Here is a 16797-nt window from a genome sequence, read left to right as displayed (position 1 = left end):
GGTGATCGCGCCGATCCCGGTCCGCGGACCGACGCGGAGACCGGGCGGCGAGGGCGACGGTGACGTCGTTCATCCGCCGGTGTCAGGAGACCCGCCATGTCCCTCGCCCTCGACCGTCCACTCCGGACCGGAGTGATCCGGCGGGCCCCGCTGCTGAGCTTCTTCGTCCTAGCCTGCCTGCTGTCCTGGTGGCCCGGGGTGCTCTACGCCTTCGGCGCCTCGCCGGTCCCGGTGGCCGGCTTCGGGCCGTTCCTGGCCGCGGTCATCGTGCTCGGGGTCACCGAGGGCCGGGCCGGGATCGGGCGGCTGCTGCGGGCGATGGTGCGCTGGCGGGTGCCGGCCCGCTCGTACGCCCTCGCGATCGGGCTGCCGGTGCTCATCAGCGGCACGGCGATCGTCCTCAACCTCGCGCTCGGCGCCTCGGCCGCGGACCTGGCGACCTGGACCGCCATCCCGGTCACCCTGGTGCTGGTCCTGCTCGTACCGGGGGTGGGTGGTGCGTGGGAGGAGCCGGGCTTCCGCGGGTACGCGCTGGGCCGGATCGAGCGCCGCGTCGGCCGCCTCGCCGCGCCGCTGCTGCTCGGGGTGTTCTGGGTCGGCTGGCACCTGCCGCTGTTCCTGGCCGGGCAGATCCTCTGGACCGACGTGCTGACGATCGTCGCCGCCAGCGTCGTCACCGCGGGCGTGTTCCACAGCGCCCGGGACAGCGTGTTCATCGCGATGCTGCTGCATGCGACCAACAACGCGGTCGGCGGTGGCTACGCCAGCCCGCTCTTCGAGGGGGCCGACCTGACCCGGCTCGGGCTGCTCACCGCGGCCGGCTGGTGGGTCGCCGCGACCGTGGTCCTGGTCCACCTCCGCCGGGACGCCATCGCTCGGCGCTGACACAGCGGGCGCTGTTTACACACATGGACATTCAGCGCATAGTCCCTTCATGGGTGAGGTGCGACCGATCCCGAGGCTTGGCGGTGTCGTCCAGGACGTCCGGGGGGCCGGCCGGGCGCTGCGGGTGAGCTGGCACAACGACGACGGGCTCGTCGTGCTGTCGTTGTGGGACGGTCCCCGCTGCACCGGCACCGTACGGATCGCGGCCGCCGAGGTACCCACCCTGATCGAGGCGCTCCGCGTCGGGCTGCGGCCGCCGGTCCTCCGACCGCCGGCGGCGCCGCCGCCTCCTCCCACCGAGGCCGACCTGCGGGAGATCTGGGGTCCGCCTTCGAGCGGGCTGGACATCCTGGCCGGGCCGGACTCGGCCACCGGCTGACCCCGTACGGCACGATGGTCCGGTGCGCGTCGGCGTGGTGGGTCTGGGACTGATCGGCGGATCGGTGGCACGGCGGCTGGCGTCGCGACACGACGTCCGGGTCTGGGACACCGATCCCGGCACCCGGGAGCTCGCCACCGGCGCGGGGCTGGCCGTCGCGGCCGAGCGGGACGACGAGGTCGTGATCCTGGCCGTACCGATGGACGTGCTGCCGGCGGCGCTGGCCGCGGCGGGCGGCGCGATCGTGACCGACGTGGGGTCGGTCAAGGCGCCGGTGCTGGCCGCCGCCCGCGCCGCCGGCGTCGCCGACCGGTACGTCGGCGGGCACCCGATGACCGGCGTCGAACAGTCCGGCTTCGGCGCCGCCGACCCGGCGCTGCTGGACGACGCCGTCTGGGTGCTCTGCCTGGAGGACGACACCGACCTGGAGCGCTGGCTGACCGTCGCCGGGCTGGTGACCGCGGCCGGCTGCCGGGTGGTGCCGACGACCGCGGCCGCGCACGACGAGGCCCAGGCCCGGATCAGCGGGCTGCCGCACCTGCTCGCGTCCGCGCTGGCGGTGGCCGGCGGGGTCGGTGGTCCGCTCGCTCTGGCGCTGGGGGCGGGCTCGTTCCGGGACGGGACCCGGGTCGCCGGCAGCCGGCCCGAGTTCGTCGCCGCGCTCTGCGACGGCAACCGGGAGGCGCTGGCCGGCGTCCTGGAGGAGACGCTGGCCGGACTCACCGCTGCCCGCGACGCGATGCGGAAAGGGGACACCGTGCTCCCACTCGCCGTCGCCGGGTACGCCGCCCGCCAGGCCTGGGCCGAGGACGCCCCGGCCGCTCCGGTCGCCCTCGACCGCGCTGCTCAGACCCTGCGCGCCGACCTGCTCGCGCTCGGCGCCGCCGGGGGGACCGTGGAGTCGGTCACCGACCGTGAGGTGCACGGAACGCGACCGGACGTGTCGCCGGGTCCCCGTACGGGAAGGTTCCGCCCGTGACGTTCAACGACAACGCGAGTCTCGACACCTCCCAGGTCGGCGACCGCCGCGGGCTCGGCGGCGGCGGGCTGGCGATCGGCGGCGGCGGCCTCGGGGTCGTCGGCGTGATCATCTACATCCTGGTGCAGGTGCTCGGCGGCGGTGACCCGTCCAGCACCAGCAGCAACGGGATCCAGAGCCCGTTCCAGCCGGGGCAGACCGGGGCGGTCTCACAGCAGGACCTGTCCAGCGTCTGCAGGACCGGCGCGGACGCGAACGCGCGGGACGACTGCCGGATCGTGGCGTACACGAACAGCGTGCAGGCGTACTGGTCGAAGGCGATGGGGTCGAAGTACACGCCGGCCGAGACGATCATCTTCTCCGGCCAGGTCTCGACCGGCTGCGGAAACGCGACCACCGACGTCGGGCCGTTCTACTGCCCGGCGGACGGGAAGGCGTACTTCGACCTCGGCTTCTTCGACGAGCTGACGACCCGGTTCGGGGCCAAGGGCGGGTCGTTCGCGCAGGGCTACGTGGTCGCCCACGAGTACGGGCACCACATCCAGAACCTGCTCGGCACGTCCGACCGGGTCAGCGGCGGGACCGGGCCGGAGAGCGGGTCCGTCCGGCTCGAGCTGCAGGCCGACTGCTACGCCGGGGTCTGGGCCAAGAACGCCACCGACACCACCGGCGCGAACGGGGAGCCGCTGTTCGCCTCGATCACGCAGAACGACATCAACACCGCCCTGGACGCGGCGGCCTCGGTCGGCGACGACCGGATCCAGTCCAAGGCGCAGGGCCGGGTCACGCCCGAGTCCTTCACCCACGGCACGTCCGCCCAGCGGCAGAAGTGGTTCACCACCGGCAACCAGACCGGCAACCCCAACAACTGCGACACCTTCACCGGCAACGTCTGACCCTGCACCCACCTCGGCCGCGGCGGGAACCGCGGACCCGCCGGACATCGAGCACGCCGAGGTCGATCGGCTGCCGATCCCGGCCTGACCCTCAGCCGGGGGTGGGGCGTTGGTCGGTGATCCAGGTGTCGAGGCGGCTCCACCAGTCGAAGAGCCAGTCGACCTGGGTGTCGACGGGCTCGGCGCGCGGTAGGTCGTCCGACTGGACGTGCCACCACTTGACCTCGACGACGTCGTCCATCGGCAGCCCGCGCCAGAGGTCGGCGACCGAGGACAGGTCCTCCAGCCCCTCGTGCGCGACCAGCAGCACGTCCGCCTCCGGGGCGGCCGCCATCGCGGCCAGCGTCCCGCCGGGCCTGGGCGCCATCAGGTTGTGCATCCGCTCGGCCTTGGCCGCCTCGTCCGCGTGCCCCATGCCGCGCAGCCGCTCGATCGCGCGGGACCGGCGCCGCTCGGAGAAGTTGCCACCCTCCGGGAAGATCACCACCGCGTCGCCCGGGCCGGCGTCGGCCGCGAGCGTCGCGATCGCCGCGGTGACGTCGTCGGCGACGTCCGGGTGCGGGGTGATGAAGCGGTTCGGGAGCCGGTTGAGCAGCAGGTCCACGGTCGGGTCCAGCTGCAGCGCGTCCTTGAGCACGATCCGGGGCCGCAGGTGGGCCAGCGTGACGAGCTCCCGGACCAGCAGCACCGAGTCCCCCGGGCCCGCGTGCCGGCAGAGCACGAGCTGGGGCCGGTCGCGGCGGATCGGCCGCCCGTCGCCCGAGCCGACCACCCGCAGCCGGAACGTCCAGCGCGCGGTGCGGTAGATCCGGTCCAGGATCCAGCCGAGCAGCCGGTAGTGGGCCTGCTGCCAGCGCTCCTCGGCGAGCTTCCGGCCGAAGCCGGACCGCAGCCACATCCAGCCGAGCGCCCCGAGTGCAGCCCACTCGCAGGCGAACCAGACGATGCCGAACCAGAGCAGCCGCAGGCCGCGCCACTTCCCCGGCAGGAACGGCGAGGTCACCGCGCCGGTCAGCACCCAGATCGGCAGCGTCGCGACCAGCACCGGCAGCGCGGCGAGGGCGAGCGGGACGGTGAGGACGCGCCGGACCAGCGGCGGCGGGAGCGGCCGGCTCACGAGGCGGTCACCCCCTGATCATCCCGCGCCCCCGGCACCGCACGCCGCCCGGGCACCCGAGACGACTGCCGCCGGCCCGGACCCGGTCCCGCCGGGCGCACCCCGGGACCGGGACCGGCCGGTCTAGGCGAGCTCGACGAGGGGGAAGGCGCGGTGCCGGCGCGGCGGCACGAGGAAGTTCTGCCGCCGGGTCGCGGTGAGGAACCGCTCCAGCCCGTTGTCCAGCGGGTCGACCACGAACTGGGTCTGCAGGTTCAGCGCCGCCTGGCTGCGCCGCATCTGGTCGAAGAAGTCGGCCGTCGGCACGAACGCGGTGAACTGCAGTTTCGGCACGTTCCCGCTCTTGCCCGGCCGCACGATGATGTCCGGCACGTCCATCGTGTCGTAGCCGATGCCGTCCATCCGGATGTGCAGCGGGGTCCCGTCCGCGGCCCGGGACGACTGCTGCAGCGCCGAGACGTGCCCGATCCGGTGCACGTTGCCCGGGGTGTTCACACCCTGCGCGGCCAGCGCCGCGTCCCCGATCCCCTGGAACGTGTTGGGCAGGTACGCCGGCCCGCCGCCGTTCTCGAACGGGTCCCCGCCACCGCCGAAGGAGGGCGGCGGGTCGGACCGGAACATGTACTGCACCCGCTCCAGGTACGTCTCGTCCTCGGCCGCCCCGGCCTCGCCCACCCGCGCGTAGAACGCCTCCAGGTCGAGGATGAGATGCGAGAGGTGCTGGATCGAGCCGTTGTCGAAGTAGTCCCCGGCCCGCGCATTGGACAGCCGGGACGACGCGTTGCCGGCGAAGGTGACCGCCGCCGCCGGCCCGCTGCCGGCGGTGTGCTGGTCGGCGAACCCCATCCACATCGGGGAGTCGTCGTTGATGCGGTCGGCGTAGTAGAGCGCTTCCCGCGCGGCCAGCGTCCGGGGGTAGCCGCGCTGCGAGACCATTGCCCGGATGGTCGTCCAGGTCAGGGGCAGCTTCGGCGGCGTGACCGGCTGGCCGTTCAGCGTGCTCAGGGTCGAGCGCAGGAACTGGGACACGGCCTGCACGATGACCGGGTCGTCGCTGCGGATCGTGAACAGCACGTCGGTGCCGCCGATCTGCGGGGCGATGTCGAACTTCCGCTTCACGATCCCGGGCTGGCCCGCGTCGGTCGGCGCCGCCTTCGCCTCCTCCAGCGCGAACCGGTTGCTGTCGAAGATCAGCCGCGGGATGTGGTTGGCCGACACCGAGCCGCCGTTGAGGCCGCCGGGCAGCCGGCTGAAGTAGCTCAGGCCGTAGCTGACGAAGACGAAGACGCCGGCCGGGCTGAACTCGTACGCGCTCTCGATGGTGTCGAGCGCGTTCGCGAAGGCGGCCTGGTCGGCCGCGGTCGGCACCCGCTTGAGGTTCGCGGTCAGGAAGTGCGTGTGCACCGGCCCGAACTGGACCTGCACGCCGTCGACCGAGGTGGCCGGCGCGATGAAGGCACCGATGTCGAACTGGACGTCGGGCAGGGTCGTGGCGGCCAGGGCCGGGCGGGCCGGGATCCAGGTGAGGCCGTCGAAGAGGGCCAGCGCCGCGCCCGCCTTGAGCAGGGTGCGGCGGCTGACATCGGGGGGACGGAATTCCATGGCAGAGCTCCCGTGGGCGTCGGGCTGGAGTTCCGCGCGGGTTCGGACCCGACTGGCGGCCGGTCATCCGGTTGTCCGTGCAAATACCCCAGAGGGTAGGTAACCACCCCAGAAGTAGCCTAGGAATCAGACAGTGCAGCACCCATGCCTAAATTTGGGGGGAAGTCAGCCGGACAGGTAGGAGCGGGTCGCCGCGTACGCGCTGTCGATCCGGCGGCCGATCGCGGACCGGTCCCGGTAGCGCAGCTGGCTGCGCAGGTCGGGCGTCTTCTCCGGCGCCCCGGTCGGCAGCACGTGCACGCTCACCCCGGTCGGCAGCGCGGCCATGTCGGATGCGAACCGGTGCCGGCGGGCGACCTCGAAGGCGACCAGGCCGACCTCCCAGGGACGCTGCGGGGCCGTGAGCGGCTGCTCGATCCGGCCGACCTGCAGCACGTACAGGGTGGTGGCGCCGAGGGCCACGGCCCGGCCGACCGGGATGCTGTGCACCAGCCCGCCGTCCAGGTACGTCTGCCCGTCCACCTCCGCCGGCGGGAGCAGCCCGGGCACCGCGCAGGACGCGATCACCGCGTCGATCAGCGGCCCGCGGTGGAACCAGTGCTCGGCCGCCCGCTCCACGTTCGCCGCCACGCACTGGAACGGGACGCTCAGCTCCTCGAACGTCCGGGCGGTCAGGTGCGAGGTGAGCGCGTCCCGCAGCGGCCGGTCGGTGTGCAGGGACGTCCGGGTCCGGGCCAGGGTGGACAGCCGGCCGAACACCGAGCCGCCGAACAGGTCGCTGGAGTCGAGGTCGAGCCAGAGGTCGGCCAGCCGCCGGGCCGCGGCGGCGGACGGGTCCTCGGCCACCACGACGCCGTTGATCGCGCCGACGGACGTGCCGACGACCAGGTCCGGCACGATGCCGGCCTCCAGCAGCGCGCGCAGCATGCCGACCTCGTGCGCGCCCAGCAGCCCGCCGCCGCCGAGCACGAACGCGACCTTCCCGACCACGGCCCGAACCTAGTTCAGCGAGGTGCCGGGACCCTCCTCGGTCGGTTGCTGGGCCCGGGCCACCGACTGCTCGTCGGCGATGCGCAGGAACCCGGCGCCCTCGCGCAGGGCGGACTCCAGCTGCTCGGCGTCGTCCTCCGGCAGCGGCTCGGCCGCCGTCTCCGAGCCGCGGACGGCCGGGTCGATCTCGCCGTGCGACGGGCGGTCCACCCCGCCGGTGTCGGCCCCCTCCGGGATCGTGATCTCGTCGGCCTGCTGCTCGAGCTCGTGCGGGTTGTTCAAGTTGCTCATGGCAGCGGCCTACCCAGCCGCACCCCTAAGGTCACCAGTGGACGACGTTGCGAGGAGGCGGCCGTGGCGACAGAGGTGCGGGGCGTGGTGTCCCGGGGCAAGGGCGAGCCGGTGACGGTGGAGACCGTGCTGGTTCCGGATCCCGGCCCGGGCGAGGCCGTCGTCGACGTGCTGGCCTGCGGTGTCTGCCACACCGACCTGCACTATCGCGAGGGCGGGATCTCCGACGACTACCCGTTCCTGCTCGGCCACGAGTCGGCCGGGACGGTCTCCGCGATCGGCGAGGGCGTCACCGGCCTCGCCGTGGGGGACTACGTGATCCTCAACTGGCGCGCGGTCTGCGGCGTCTGCCGGGCCTGCGCCCGCGGCCGCCCGTGGTATTGCTTCAACACCCACAACGCCACCCAGAAGATGAGGCTGACCGACGGCACCGTGCTCAGCCCGGCGCTCGGCATCGGCTCGCTGGCGGAGAAGACGCTGGTCGCGGCCGGTCAGTGCACCAAGGTCGACCCGGAGGCACCGGCCCGGGTGGCCGGCCTGCTCGGCTGCGGCGTGATGGCGGGCATCGGCGCCGCGATCAACACCGGCGGGATCACCCGCGGCGACACGGTCGCGGTGATCGGCTGCGGCGGCGTCGGCGCGGCGGCGATCGCCGGGGCCGTGCTGGCCGGCGCGAGCACGATCGTCGCCGTCGACGTGGACGCCCGCAAGCTCGGGACGGCCCGCCATCTCGGCGCGACGCACGCGGTCAACTCCCGCGAGGAGGACCCGGTCGAGGCGATCCGCGCGGCCACCGGAGGCTTCGGCGCGGACGTGGTGATCGACGCGGTCGGGCGGCCGGAGACGTACCAGCAGGCCTTCCATGCCCGGGACCTGGCCGGCACCGTGGTGCTGGTCGGCGTACCGACGCCGGACATGCGGCTGGAGATGCCGCTGCTGGACTTCTTCAGCCACGGCGGCGCCCTCAAGTCGTCCTGGTACGGCGACTGCCTGCCCTCGCGCGACTTCCCGATGCTCATCGACCTCTACCAGCAGGGGAAGCTCGACCTGGACCGGTTCGTGTCGGCGACCATCACGATCGACGAGGTGGAGGACGCGTTCGCCGCGATGCACCGTGGCGACGTGCTGCGGTCGGTCGTCCTCTTCTGACGACTACGCGACGTAACGGACCGAACCCATACGGACAAATGCCGGGGGGAGGTACGGATACGCACGGCAGGGTCCTATGCTTCCCGGAAGCGCCTGCCGGGGGACAGGGGTAATACACCCGTCTTCTGGGGGACTCATGCACAAGCGCGCATCGGTGCTGCGCGGAATCGTGGCCGGCACGGTCGCGATCGGGCTCACGACGGGCGTCGTGGCCGTCACCACGAGGTCCGACGCGTCGCCCGCGATCGGTCACGTCGTCTCGACCAACCCGGCCGACTTCACGCCGAACATCAACGACGGCGCGGTGTTCAAGACCGCCGAGACCGGCGGCGTCCTCTACGCGGGCGGCTCGTTCACCTCGGTCACCATTCCTCCGGGCACACCCCCGCCGCCGGGGACCACGGCCGGCACCGTCAAGCGCCTGCGCATGGTCGCGTTCAGCACCGGCAACGGCCTGGTCTCCGGCACCTTCGCGCCGGTCTTCAACGGCGAGGTCTGGGCCATCGCCATCAGCGGCAACTCGCTGTACGCGGGCGGCACGTTCAGCACCGTGAACGGCATCGCCCGCCGCGGCCTGGTCAAGCTCGACCGGATCACCGGCGCGGTCGACACCCGCTTCGACGCCCGGCTCACCGGCAACGTCACCGACGCCGTGATCGCCGCCGGGCGCCTGCTCATCGCCGGCACCTCGGCCAAGAAGATGATGGGGCTGAGCCTCGCCAGCGGCGGGGACACCGGGTACATCAACGTGGCGTTCAGCGGCACCGTCGCGCCGAACGCGGGAGCGTCCCAGGTCTACCGGTTCGCGGTCAGCCCGGCCGGCAACCGGCTGGTGGCCGTCGGCAACTTCGTCGGGGTCAACGGCCTGCGGCACGCGCGGGTGGTGATGCTCAACCTGGCCGCCAACGCGACGGTGAGCACCTGGCACTACGCGCCGACCGCGCAGATGTGCGCCGACGCCGGCCTGCCGGACTACATGCGGGACGTGGACTTCTCCCCGGACAGCGCGTACTTCGTGACCGTCTCCACCGGCTTCGTGGCGAACCCGGGGCAGACCGGCCTGGCGCTCTGCGACGCGGCGGCCCGGTTCGAGACCACCAACCTCGCGCCGTCCAGGCCGACCTGGATCAACTACACCGGCGGCGACACCCTGCACTCCGTCGCCGTCACCGACCAGGCCGTGTACGTCCAGGGGCACCAGCGCTGGCTGAACAACCCGCAGGGCCGCGACTCGGCCGGCCCGGGTGCGGTCGAGCGGCCCGGCATCGGCGCCCTGAGCCCGTCCACCGGCCTGGCCCTGTCGACCTGGAACCCGACCAAGGACCGCGGCGTGGGCGGCAAGGACCTGCTGGTCACCGGTCACGGTCTGTGGGTGTCCAGTGACACCACGCACATCGGCGGCGAGGTCCACGGCCGGATCGCGCTCCTGCCGTAACACCCTCATCGGGCAACAGTTCGGGAAAGTCCTGAAGACCGAGCCTGACCTCGTCGTACGCTGCCCGCAGGAGTCCGTCGGGGGACTGCCGCACGAGAAAAGCGTTCTGGGGGATGGTCATGCACATGCGGGCAACGATGCTGCGCGGGTTCGCGATCGGGACGGTCGCGGTGAGCCTGGCCGTGGTCGGCAGCGGGACGGCGACGGCCATGCCGGCCATCGGCCGGGTCGTGTCGACCAACCCGGTCAACTACACGCCGAACATCAACCAGGGCGCGGTCTTCAAGCTGGCCGAGGTGAACGGCACGCTCTACGCGGGCGGCTCGTTCAGCACGGTCACCGCGGCGGCGGGCACCACCCCGCAGGGGACGGTCACCCGGAACAAGATCGTCGCGTTCAACGCGGCCAACGGGAACATCTCGACCACGTTCGCGCCGGTCTTCAACGGTGACGTCTGGGCGATCGTCGCCAGCGGCGCCTCGCTGATCGTCGGCGGCAACTTCAGCACCGTCAACGGCGTGGCCCGGCGCGCGCTGGTCAAGATCGACGCCACCACCGGCGCGGTCGACCCGACCTTCAACGCCAACCTGAACAACAACGTCAGCGAGGCCGCGCTGGTCAACGGCCGGCTGATCGTCTCCGGCATCTTCACCAAGCGGATCCTGGCGCTGAACCCCGCCACCGGGGCGGACACCGGCTACATCAACGTCCCGATCGCGGGCAGCGTGGCCGCCAACGCCGGCGCGGTCGAGGTCTACCGGTTCGCGGTCAACCCGGGCGGCACCCGGCTCGTCGGGGTCGGCAACTTCACCACGGTCGGCGGCGCCGCCCACTCGCGCGTGTTCATGCTGAACCTGGACGCGACAGCGGCCTCGGTGAGCACCTGGAACTACCCGCCGTCGGCGCAGATGTGCGCGGCCGCCTCGATCCCGGACTACATGCGCGACGTCGACTTCTCCCCCGACGGCTCGTACTTCGTGACGGTCTCCACCGGCTTCGTGCCGAACAACGGCCAGATCGGCATCGCGCTCTGTGACGCGGCGGCCCGGTTCGAGACCGCGACGCTGGCCCCGGTCCGGCCGACCTGGATCAACTACACCGGCGGCGACACCCTGCACTCCGTCGCCGTCTCCGACCAGGCCGTGTACGTGCAGGGCCACCAACGCTGGCTGAACAACCCGCAGGGCCGCGACTCGGCCGGCCCGGGTGCGCTCGATCGGCCCGGCATCGGCGCGATCGACCCGACCTCGGGCCTGGCCCTGCCCACGTGGAACCCGACCAAGGACCGCGGCGTGGGCGGCAGGGACCTGCTGGTCACCGCGCGCGGGCTCTGGGTCGCCAGCGACACGAATCACATCGGGCACGAGGCGCGGGAGCGGGTCGCGCTGCTGCCGTAGGGTTCGACCGGCAGGCTCTGGGCATACCATCGGGTCGAGCGAGATAGTTGACAAGGCAACTATCTCGCTACGTCCGAGAGGGATATGCACTGTGGGTCTGCCGCTCAAGATCGCCGACATCGCGCCCCGCGTCGCCACCGGCGCGTTCATCCTGAACTCCGGCCTCGGCAAACGGAACGTGGACGCCGAGCACGCCAAGAATCTGCACGGCATGGCGAGCGGGACGTACCCGTTCCTGGGCAAGCTGGAGCCGGCGCAGTTCGCGAAGCTGCTGTCGGCCGGCGAGATCACCCTCGGCGCCGCGCTGCTCGCGCCGGTGGTGCCGACCGCGCTGGCCGGGGCCGCGCTGACCGCGTTCGCCGGCGGCCTGATCGGGATGTACCTGAAGACGCCGGGCATGCGCAAGGACGGCAGCCTGGCGCCGAGCCCGCAGGGGCTCGCGATCGCCAAGGACGTCTGGATGCTCGGCATCGGGATCGGCTTCGTCGCCGACGCGATCGCCAACCGTAGGAAGTGAGGCCCGCGGGCCGGTCCCCGCGGGGACCGGCCCGCTACTTCCAGGTGTGGACGGGCTGGTTGGAGTGCATGTTGTCGATGTACTCCTGGGTCATCCGGCGCAGCACGTCCTGCCGGTCCAGGCTGGTCTCGTCGTACAACCGGTGGAAGGTGGCGGCCTGCCAGGACGCGCCGTTCCGGCCGGTCAGGCAGCGCTGCTCGATGATGCCCAGCAGCCGGTCCCGGACGGCCGGGTCGACCTCCCACCGGTCCAGGCCCTCCGCCGCCATCGGCAGCAGCCGGCGCAGCACCAGCTCGGTCACCGGCACCTGGCCGGCGCCGGGCCAGTAGACCTGCGCGTCCAGGCCGTACCGGGCGCAGGTGTGGAAGTTCTCCTCGGCCGCGGCGAACGACATCCGGCTCCACAGTGGACGGTCGTCGTCGGCCAGCGCCCGGACGACGCCGTAGTAGAAGGCGCCGTTGGCCAGGATGTCGGCCACGGTCGGGCCGGCCGGCAGCACCCGGTTCTCCACCCGCAGGTGCGGCTTGCCCCGGACCACGTCGTACACGGGGCGGTTCCAGCGGTAGATCGTGCCGTTGTGCAGCATCAGCTCGGACAGCTTCGGCACGTCGCCGCGCTCCAGCACCGCCGCCGGGTCCTCGTCCTCGACCAGCGGGAGCAGCGCCGGGAAGTAGCGCACGTTCTCCTCGAACAGGTCGAAGATCGAGTTGATCCAGCGCTCGCCGAACCAGACCCGGGGGCGGACGCCCTGGGCTTCCAGCTCGGCGCTGCGGGTGTCGGTGGCCTGCTCGAACAGCGGGATGCGGGTCTCCCGCCAGAGCTCCTTGCCCAGGAAGAACGGCGAGTTCGCGCCGAGCGCGACCTGGACGCCGGCGATGGCCTGGGCCGCGTTCCAGTAGCGCGGGAAGTTGGCCGGGCTCACCTGCAGGTGGAACTGGACGCTGGTGCAGGCGGCCTCGGGCGCGATCGTGTCCGCGGTGGTGGACAGCCGCTGCACGCCGTCGATGGTGATCTCCAGGTCCTCACCGCGGGCGGCGAAGATCTGCTCGTTGAGCAACGCGTACCGCGGGTTGGCCGACAGGCTGCTCTCCTGCAGCTGCTGCTCGGTGAGGGTGGGCAGGATGCCGACCATCACCATCCGGCTGCCGGTCGGGTTGGCCTTGTCCTCGGCGTGGTTGAGGGTGTCCCGGATGCTCTGCTCGAGCTCGGTGACCGAGTCGCCGGCCAGCGACCGCGGCTGGACGTTGATCTCGATGTTGAACTGGCCGAGCTCGGTCTGGAAGTCGGCGTGGCTGACCGCGTCGAGCACCTCGGCGTTGCGCAGCGCCGGGTCGCCGTTCTCGTCGACCAGGTTGAGCTCGATCTCGACGCCGGTCAGCGGCTTCTCGAAGTCGAACTGGGACTGCGCCAGCATCCGCTCGAAGGTGTCCAGACAGCGCCGGACCTTCTGCCGGTAGCGCGTCCGGTCCTCGCGACTGAACTGCGTCGCGGCGACGTCCCTGCCCATCAGGCCTCCCGTACGGGTCGCTGCGGCGAGTGTCCCACCCCGCTGCCTACCCCGCGGCGGTCGTGAGGAAGCGGGTCAGTTCGCGGCGGAGGGCCACGCCGAGGCGGTCGGCGCGGACGTGGAGCTCGGTGCGCAGGTCCAGCGGCAGGCCGCCGACCGTGACGACCGCCTGCAGGGCCAGGTCCTCGGCCAGCACCGCCTCCTCGAAGGCGACCTCGCGATCGACCGCCTCCGGTCCCGGCCGCAGCTCGCCGCCGATGTTGTGCAGCAGCATCTTGGTGTAGATGCGGGTGCTGTCGTCGGCCTCCGGCAGGATCAGGAACAGGATCGTCTTCACCGACCCGGCGTCGAGCTCCTCCAGCCGCAGCAGCAGCTGGAACGGGGCCCGGTAGACGTACGTGGCCCGGCGGCGCTGGCGCAGCGGCCGGATCCCGGCCACCACCCCCGGGTCCTCCGGGTTGTCGAACCACTGCTCCTGCACGCTGCGGAAGCCGGCCGGCTCGGTGACGACCTCGGCCGGCTCGACCACCCGGTCGGAGTCGGCGCCGAACGTTCCGATGTGGACGAACGGGAAGTGCGCCACGTCGAGGAAGTTGTCCGCGACGAAGCCGGCGTTCACGGTCGTCCGGGCCGGCGGCAGCCAGGCCCCGACGTACGCCTCGTCCTCCGCGTCGGGCTCGTCGAAGACCTCGGTCAGCGGCGGCTCCGGCGCCAGCCAGACCATGCCCCAGCGCTCGGTCAGCCCGGCCGGCGCGGGTTCCGCGACCAGCTCGGGACCGCGGCGCAGCGAGAAGGCCTGCCCCACGACCGTCGCCTCGTACGGGTCCGGGCCGACCTCGGTGGACAGCGCCACCGGGTGCCAGGTCCGGCGCAGCCGCGGGTCGGTGTTGCGCAGGCCGTCCGGCCCGGCGCCGTCGGCCGGCAGGTCGCTGACGCAGGCCCAGAGCCGGCCGTCGGCCTCGCGGGAGCGCGGCGCCGCGGACAGGTGCGCCCGCGGCGGGATGTTCGCCTCCTCGCCCAGCGACGGCAGCACCACGCAGGCGCCGGCGGCGTCGAACTCCCAGCCGTGGTAGGCACACCGCAGCCGGCCACCGTCCACAGTGGCCGCTGCCAGCGGCACCAGCCGGTGCGGGCAGAGCGGCGCGACCAGGCCGGCCGGGGCGTCGTCGCTGAGCCGGACCGCCACGTACGGGCGGCCGGCCACGTCGACCGGCCGGGGCACCGTCGTGACATCGGCGGAGCGCGCGACCGGGATCCACTGCTCGTCCACGCACCCAGACTAGGCAGCCCGGGCCGCGGGTGCCTCGGTCGGTCTCAGACGTGCAGCTTCGGATCCAGCTCCGGGGGCTGCGGCGGCACCTCGACACCGCGGGAGCGCAGCCCGTCCTCGATCGCGCGGATCGCGGTCTCGACCACCTTGACCCGGGCCCAGCGCTTGTTGTCGCCCTCCACCAGCGCCCAGGGCGCGTACGGCGTGTCGGTCCGGTTCAGCATCTCCTCGACCGCGGCCTCGTACGCCCCGCGCTTGTCCCGGTTGCGCCAGTCCTCGTCGGTCAGCTTCCACTGCTTGAGCGGGTCGGTCTGCCGCCGCTCGAACCGGCGCAGCTGCTCCTCCTCGGACAGGTGCAGCCAGAACTTGATCAGGATCGTGCCGTCGTCGACCAGGGTCCGCTCGAACTCGCAGATCTCCTGGTACGCCCGCCGCCACTGGTGCTCGGAGGCGAAGCCCTCGACCCGCTCCACCAGCACCCGCCCGTACCAGGACCGGTCCAGCACGGCCATGCCGCCCCAGCCCGGCAGCGTCGGCCAGAACCGCCAGAGGAAGTGGTGCCGCTTCTCGTCGTACGTGGGGGCGGCGAAGGAGGCGACGCGGACGTGCCGCGGGTCCAGCGGGGCGACCAGCCGGCGGATGCAGCCGCCCTTGCCGGCGGCGTCCCAGCCCTCGAACACGATGCACAGCGGCGGGCCGAGCCGGGGCGCGGTGCCGAGCTGGCCGCCGAGCGAGAGGCGCAGCCAGACCAGCCGGGTCTGGGCGGCGGCCAGTCGTTCCGCCTCCTCGGACCGGCCGAGTCGCAGCGTCAGGTCCAGGTCGTCCAGCCGTCCGCCCACGCGGTCACCATTCCCCGGTCGTCAGGGTGCCTTCACGTCGGCCGCCACCGTACGGACCGTGGCGCCGAGTCGGGCCCTGGTTCCGGCCGCCGGGTCGAGCAGCGCGGTGTGCAGGGCCGGTCCGCAGCCCAGCAGCGTACGGGCCCAGCGGTCCTCGGCGGTCGGCCGCAGCCGGGCGGTCAGCCGCAGCGGCCTCGACCGCAGTCGCAGCAGGTCCAGGGCCCGGTCGGCGGCCCGGGTGTTCTGCACGGTCGGGCCCTCGCGCAGGCCGGCGCCGAGCAGCCGCAGGGTCGCGCCGACCCGGCGGCGGACCGCGGCCCGCGTCTTCACCGGCGCCAGCAGGGCCGCCGGCAGCACCGCGCAGGCGCCGCCGACCAGGATCGCCAGCAGCCGCTCGCCCAGCAGGTGCAGGCCGAACGGCTCGCCGAGCAGGCCGTACAGGAGGCTGAGGGAGGCGGTCATGGCGGCGGCCCACCAGGCATAGCCGTACGGGCGCAGGGCGATCCCGGCGCCGAGCACGGCCAGGATCAGCACCGTCCCGGGCAGCGGGGCCGGCATCGCGACCGCGCCGACCGCGGTCGCCACGACCGTGCCGGCGAGCGCGCCGAGCAGGCGTTCGGTCGCGGTGACCGCGACCTCGCCCCGGGACGTGGCCCGCAGGCTGACCGTGAGCACGGTGATCACCGTCCAGGGCCAGTGGTGGCCGAACAGCTGCTGCCCGACCAGGAAGGCGAGCGCGACGGCGGTCGTGCCCTGCAGCGACAGCCGGGTCCGGACCTGGGCCCGGACCGCGCTGTCCGGCTGCACCTCCTGCACCGGCTCGTACGGCGGGAGCGTGGCGAGCGCGGCGCGGGCCTCGGTCAGCGGCTCCTCGACGTCGCGGCCCTGCTCGGCGGCGTGCTCGACGGCGAGCACGGCCAGCCGGGCCTCGGTCGCGTCCGGCGGAAGCCGGCCGTCGAGCGCGAGCCCGGCCGCGTGCACGGCCCGGACCGCGCGGGGCCTCCTTGCGGCGTGGCGGGCGGCGGTGGCGAGTGGGGCGACGGACGGCGGGTTCTCGGGCCAGAGGCGTGGGACGAGGGTGGTCCAGAGGGTGGCGACCACGCAGGCGACGGCGACCTGGATGATGCCGACCAGCGGCCGCCGGGCCAGCTCGACCTGCGGCGCGATGAACAACGCGACCAGCGGCAGCAGCAGCGCCCGGCCGACCGTGGCCCAGGCCGGCCCGAGCCGCCAGGCCATCCGCGCACCGGCGAACACGACCAGGTAGAGCAGGTCCGCGGCGACGGTCGAGTGGGCGAAGACCAGGCCGAGCCCGGCCGTGGCCAGCACCACCAGCGGCAGCCGGGCCAGCGCGGCCGGCAGCGCGGACCGGCGGTGCGCGTGCCGGGCCTGGGTCAGGCAGAGCGCGCCGCCCAGCACGAGCAGGCCGGGCTCGCCGAAGCCGACCGCGTTCAGCGCGGCCAGCGTGCCCACGGTCCCGGCCAGCGGAACGAACGCCACCCCGACGGTACGCATGTGCGTACCATACGGTACGCAGGTACGTA

16 protein-coding genes are annotated in these 16797 nt (G+C 73.1%); 8 read left to right on the top strand and 8 right to left on the bottom strand.

Translation table 11 applies throughout. The features are described 5' to 3' along the window. Positions 1 to 96: 96 nt before the first annotated feature. From VGP36_20640 to VGP36_20625, 4 genes are read left to right on the top strand one after another with little or no spacing between them, the layout of a single operon-like run. Entirely contained in the window at positions 97 to 885 is a 789-nt protein-coding gene (locus VGP36_20640) for a CPBP family intramembrane glutamic endopeptidase (protein HEV7657120.1), read from the top strand. Between the two features lie 49 nt (positions 886 to 934). Further along, positions 935 to 1264, top strand: coding sequence for a hypothetical protein (locus VGP36_20635; GenBank protein HEV7657119.1), 330 nt, complete (start codon positions 935 to 937; stop codon positions 1262 to 1264). 22 nt (positions 1265 to 1286) lie between these two features. Next, on the top strand, positions 1287 to 2243 hold the full coding sequence (locus VGP36_20630) for a prephenate dehydrogenase/arogenate dehydrogenase family protein (GenBank protein ID HEV7657118.1): 957 nt from the start codon (positions 1287 to 1289) through the stop codon (positions 2241 to 2243). Further along, positions 2240 to 3139: a neutral zinc metallopeptidase gene (locus tag VGP36_20625; GenBank protein ID HEV7657117.1), complete on the top strand. Its 900-nt coding sequence runs from the start codon at positions 2240 to 2242 to the stop codon at positions 3137 to 3139. The genes VGP36_20630 and VGP36_20625 overlap by 4 nt, the downstream gene beginning before the upstream one ends. Positions 3140 to 3230: 91 nt before the next feature. Here VGP36_20625 and VGP36_20620 read toward each other — a convergent pair whose 3' ends face one another. The 4 genes from VGP36_20620 to VGP36_20605 all read right to left on the bottom strand — a co-directional run bounded on the left by VGP36_20620 (position 3231) and on the right by VGP36_20605 (position 7139). After that, a complete protein-coding gene (locus VGP36_20620) occupies positions 3231 to 4256 on the bottom strand; it encodes a 1-acyl-sn-glycerol-3-phosphate acyltransferase (GenBank protein HEV7657116.1) in 1026 nt (341 codons plus the stop codon). A 123-nt stretch (positions 4257 to 4379) separates the two neighbouring features. Continuing rightward, complete coding sequence (locus VGP36_20615; protein HEV7657115.1) at positions 4380 to 5858, bottom strand: hypothetical protein; 1479 nt, start codon at positions 5856 to 5858, stop codon at positions 4380 to 4382. Between the two features lie 165 nt (positions 5859 to 6023). Then, positions 6024 to 6848 carry a patatin-like phospholipase family protein gene (locus VGP36_20610; GenBank protein HEV7657114.1) on the bottom strand — a complete coding sequence of 275 codons (825 nt, stop codon included), beginning with the start codon at positions 6846 to 6848 and terminating at the stop codon, positions 6024 to 6026. A gap of 9 nt (positions 6849 to 6857) precedes the next feature. Then, positions 6858 to 7139: a hypothetical protein gene (locus tag VGP36_20605; protein HEV7657113.1), complete on the bottom strand. Its 282-nt coding sequence runs from the start codon at positions 7137 to 7139 to the stop codon at positions 6858 to 6860. 63 nt (positions 7140 to 7202) lie between these two features. Between VGP36_20605 and VGP36_20600 the strand changes: the two genes are divergently transcribed. From VGP36_20600 to VGP36_20585, 4 genes are all read left to right on the top strand, one after another. After that, entirely contained in the window at positions 7203 to 8288 is a 1086-nt protein-coding gene (locus VGP36_20600) for an S-(hydroxymethyl)mycothiol dehydrogenase (GenBank protein HEV7657112.1), read from the top strand. A gap of 136 nt (positions 8289 to 8424) precedes the next feature. After that, positions 8425 to 9723, top strand: coding sequence for a hypothetical protein (locus VGP36_20595; protein ID HEV7657111.1), 1299 nt, complete (start codon positions 8425 to 8427; stop codon positions 9721 to 9723). Positions 9724 to 9848: 125 nt separating this feature from the next. Then, the gene (locus tag VGP36_20590) at positions 9849 to 11120 is read left to right on the top strand and encodes a hypothetical protein (protein ID HEV7657110.1); all 1272 of its coding nucleotides are present in this window, start codon (positions 9849 to 9851) and stop codon (positions 11118 to 11120) included. A 91-nt stretch (positions 11121 to 11211) separates the two neighbouring features. After that, positions 11212 to 11637 carry a hypothetical protein gene (locus VGP36_20585; GenBank protein ID HEV7657109.1) on the top strand — a complete coding sequence of 142 codons (426 nt, stop codon included), beginning with the start codon at positions 11212 to 11214 and terminating at the stop codon, positions 11635 to 11637. Between the two features lie 34 nt (positions 11638 to 11671). On the opposite strand, the gene VGP36_20580 is transcribed toward VGP36_20585, so the two are convergent. From VGP36_20580 to VGP36_20565, 4 genes are read right to left on the bottom strand one after another with little or no spacing between them, the layout of a single operon-like run. Next, complete coding sequence (locus tag VGP36_20580; protein ID HEV7657108.1) at positions 11672 to 13144, bottom strand: glutamate-cysteine ligase family protein; 1473 nt, start codon at positions 13142 to 13144, stop codon at positions 11672 to 11674. A gap of 46 nt (positions 13145 to 13190) precedes the next feature. Next, complete coding sequence (locus VGP36_20575) at positions 13191 to 14414, bottom strand: Rieske 2Fe-2S domain-containing protein (GenBank protein ID HEV7657107.1); 1224 nt, start codon at positions 14412 to 14414, stop codon at positions 13191 to 13193. A gap of 44 nt (positions 14415 to 14458) precedes the next feature. After that, the gene (locus VGP36_20570) at positions 14459 to 15253 is read right to left on the bottom strand and encodes a UDP-galactose-lipid carrier transferase (GenBank protein ID HEV7657106.1); all 795 of its coding nucleotides are present in this window, start codon (positions 15251 to 15253) and stop codon (positions 14459 to 14461) included. Positions 15254 to 15274: 21 nt separating this feature from the next. Next, positions 15275 to 16768 carry an FUSC family protein gene (locus VGP36_20565; protein ID HEV7657105.1) on the bottom strand — a complete coding sequence of 498 codons (1494 nt, stop codon included), beginning with the start codon at positions 16766 to 16768 and terminating at the stop codon, positions 15275 to 15277. Between the last annotated feature and the right edge of the window lie 29 nt (positions 16769 to 16797).

This window comes from Mycobacteriales bacterium, from assembly GCA_035995165.1.
GTDB lineage: Bacteria > Actinomycetota > Actinomycetes > Mycobacteriales > CADCTP01 > CADCTP01.
The sequence above is the reverse complement of the archived record's forward strand: the minus strand, read 5'-3'. Positions and strand labels throughout refer to the sequence as shown.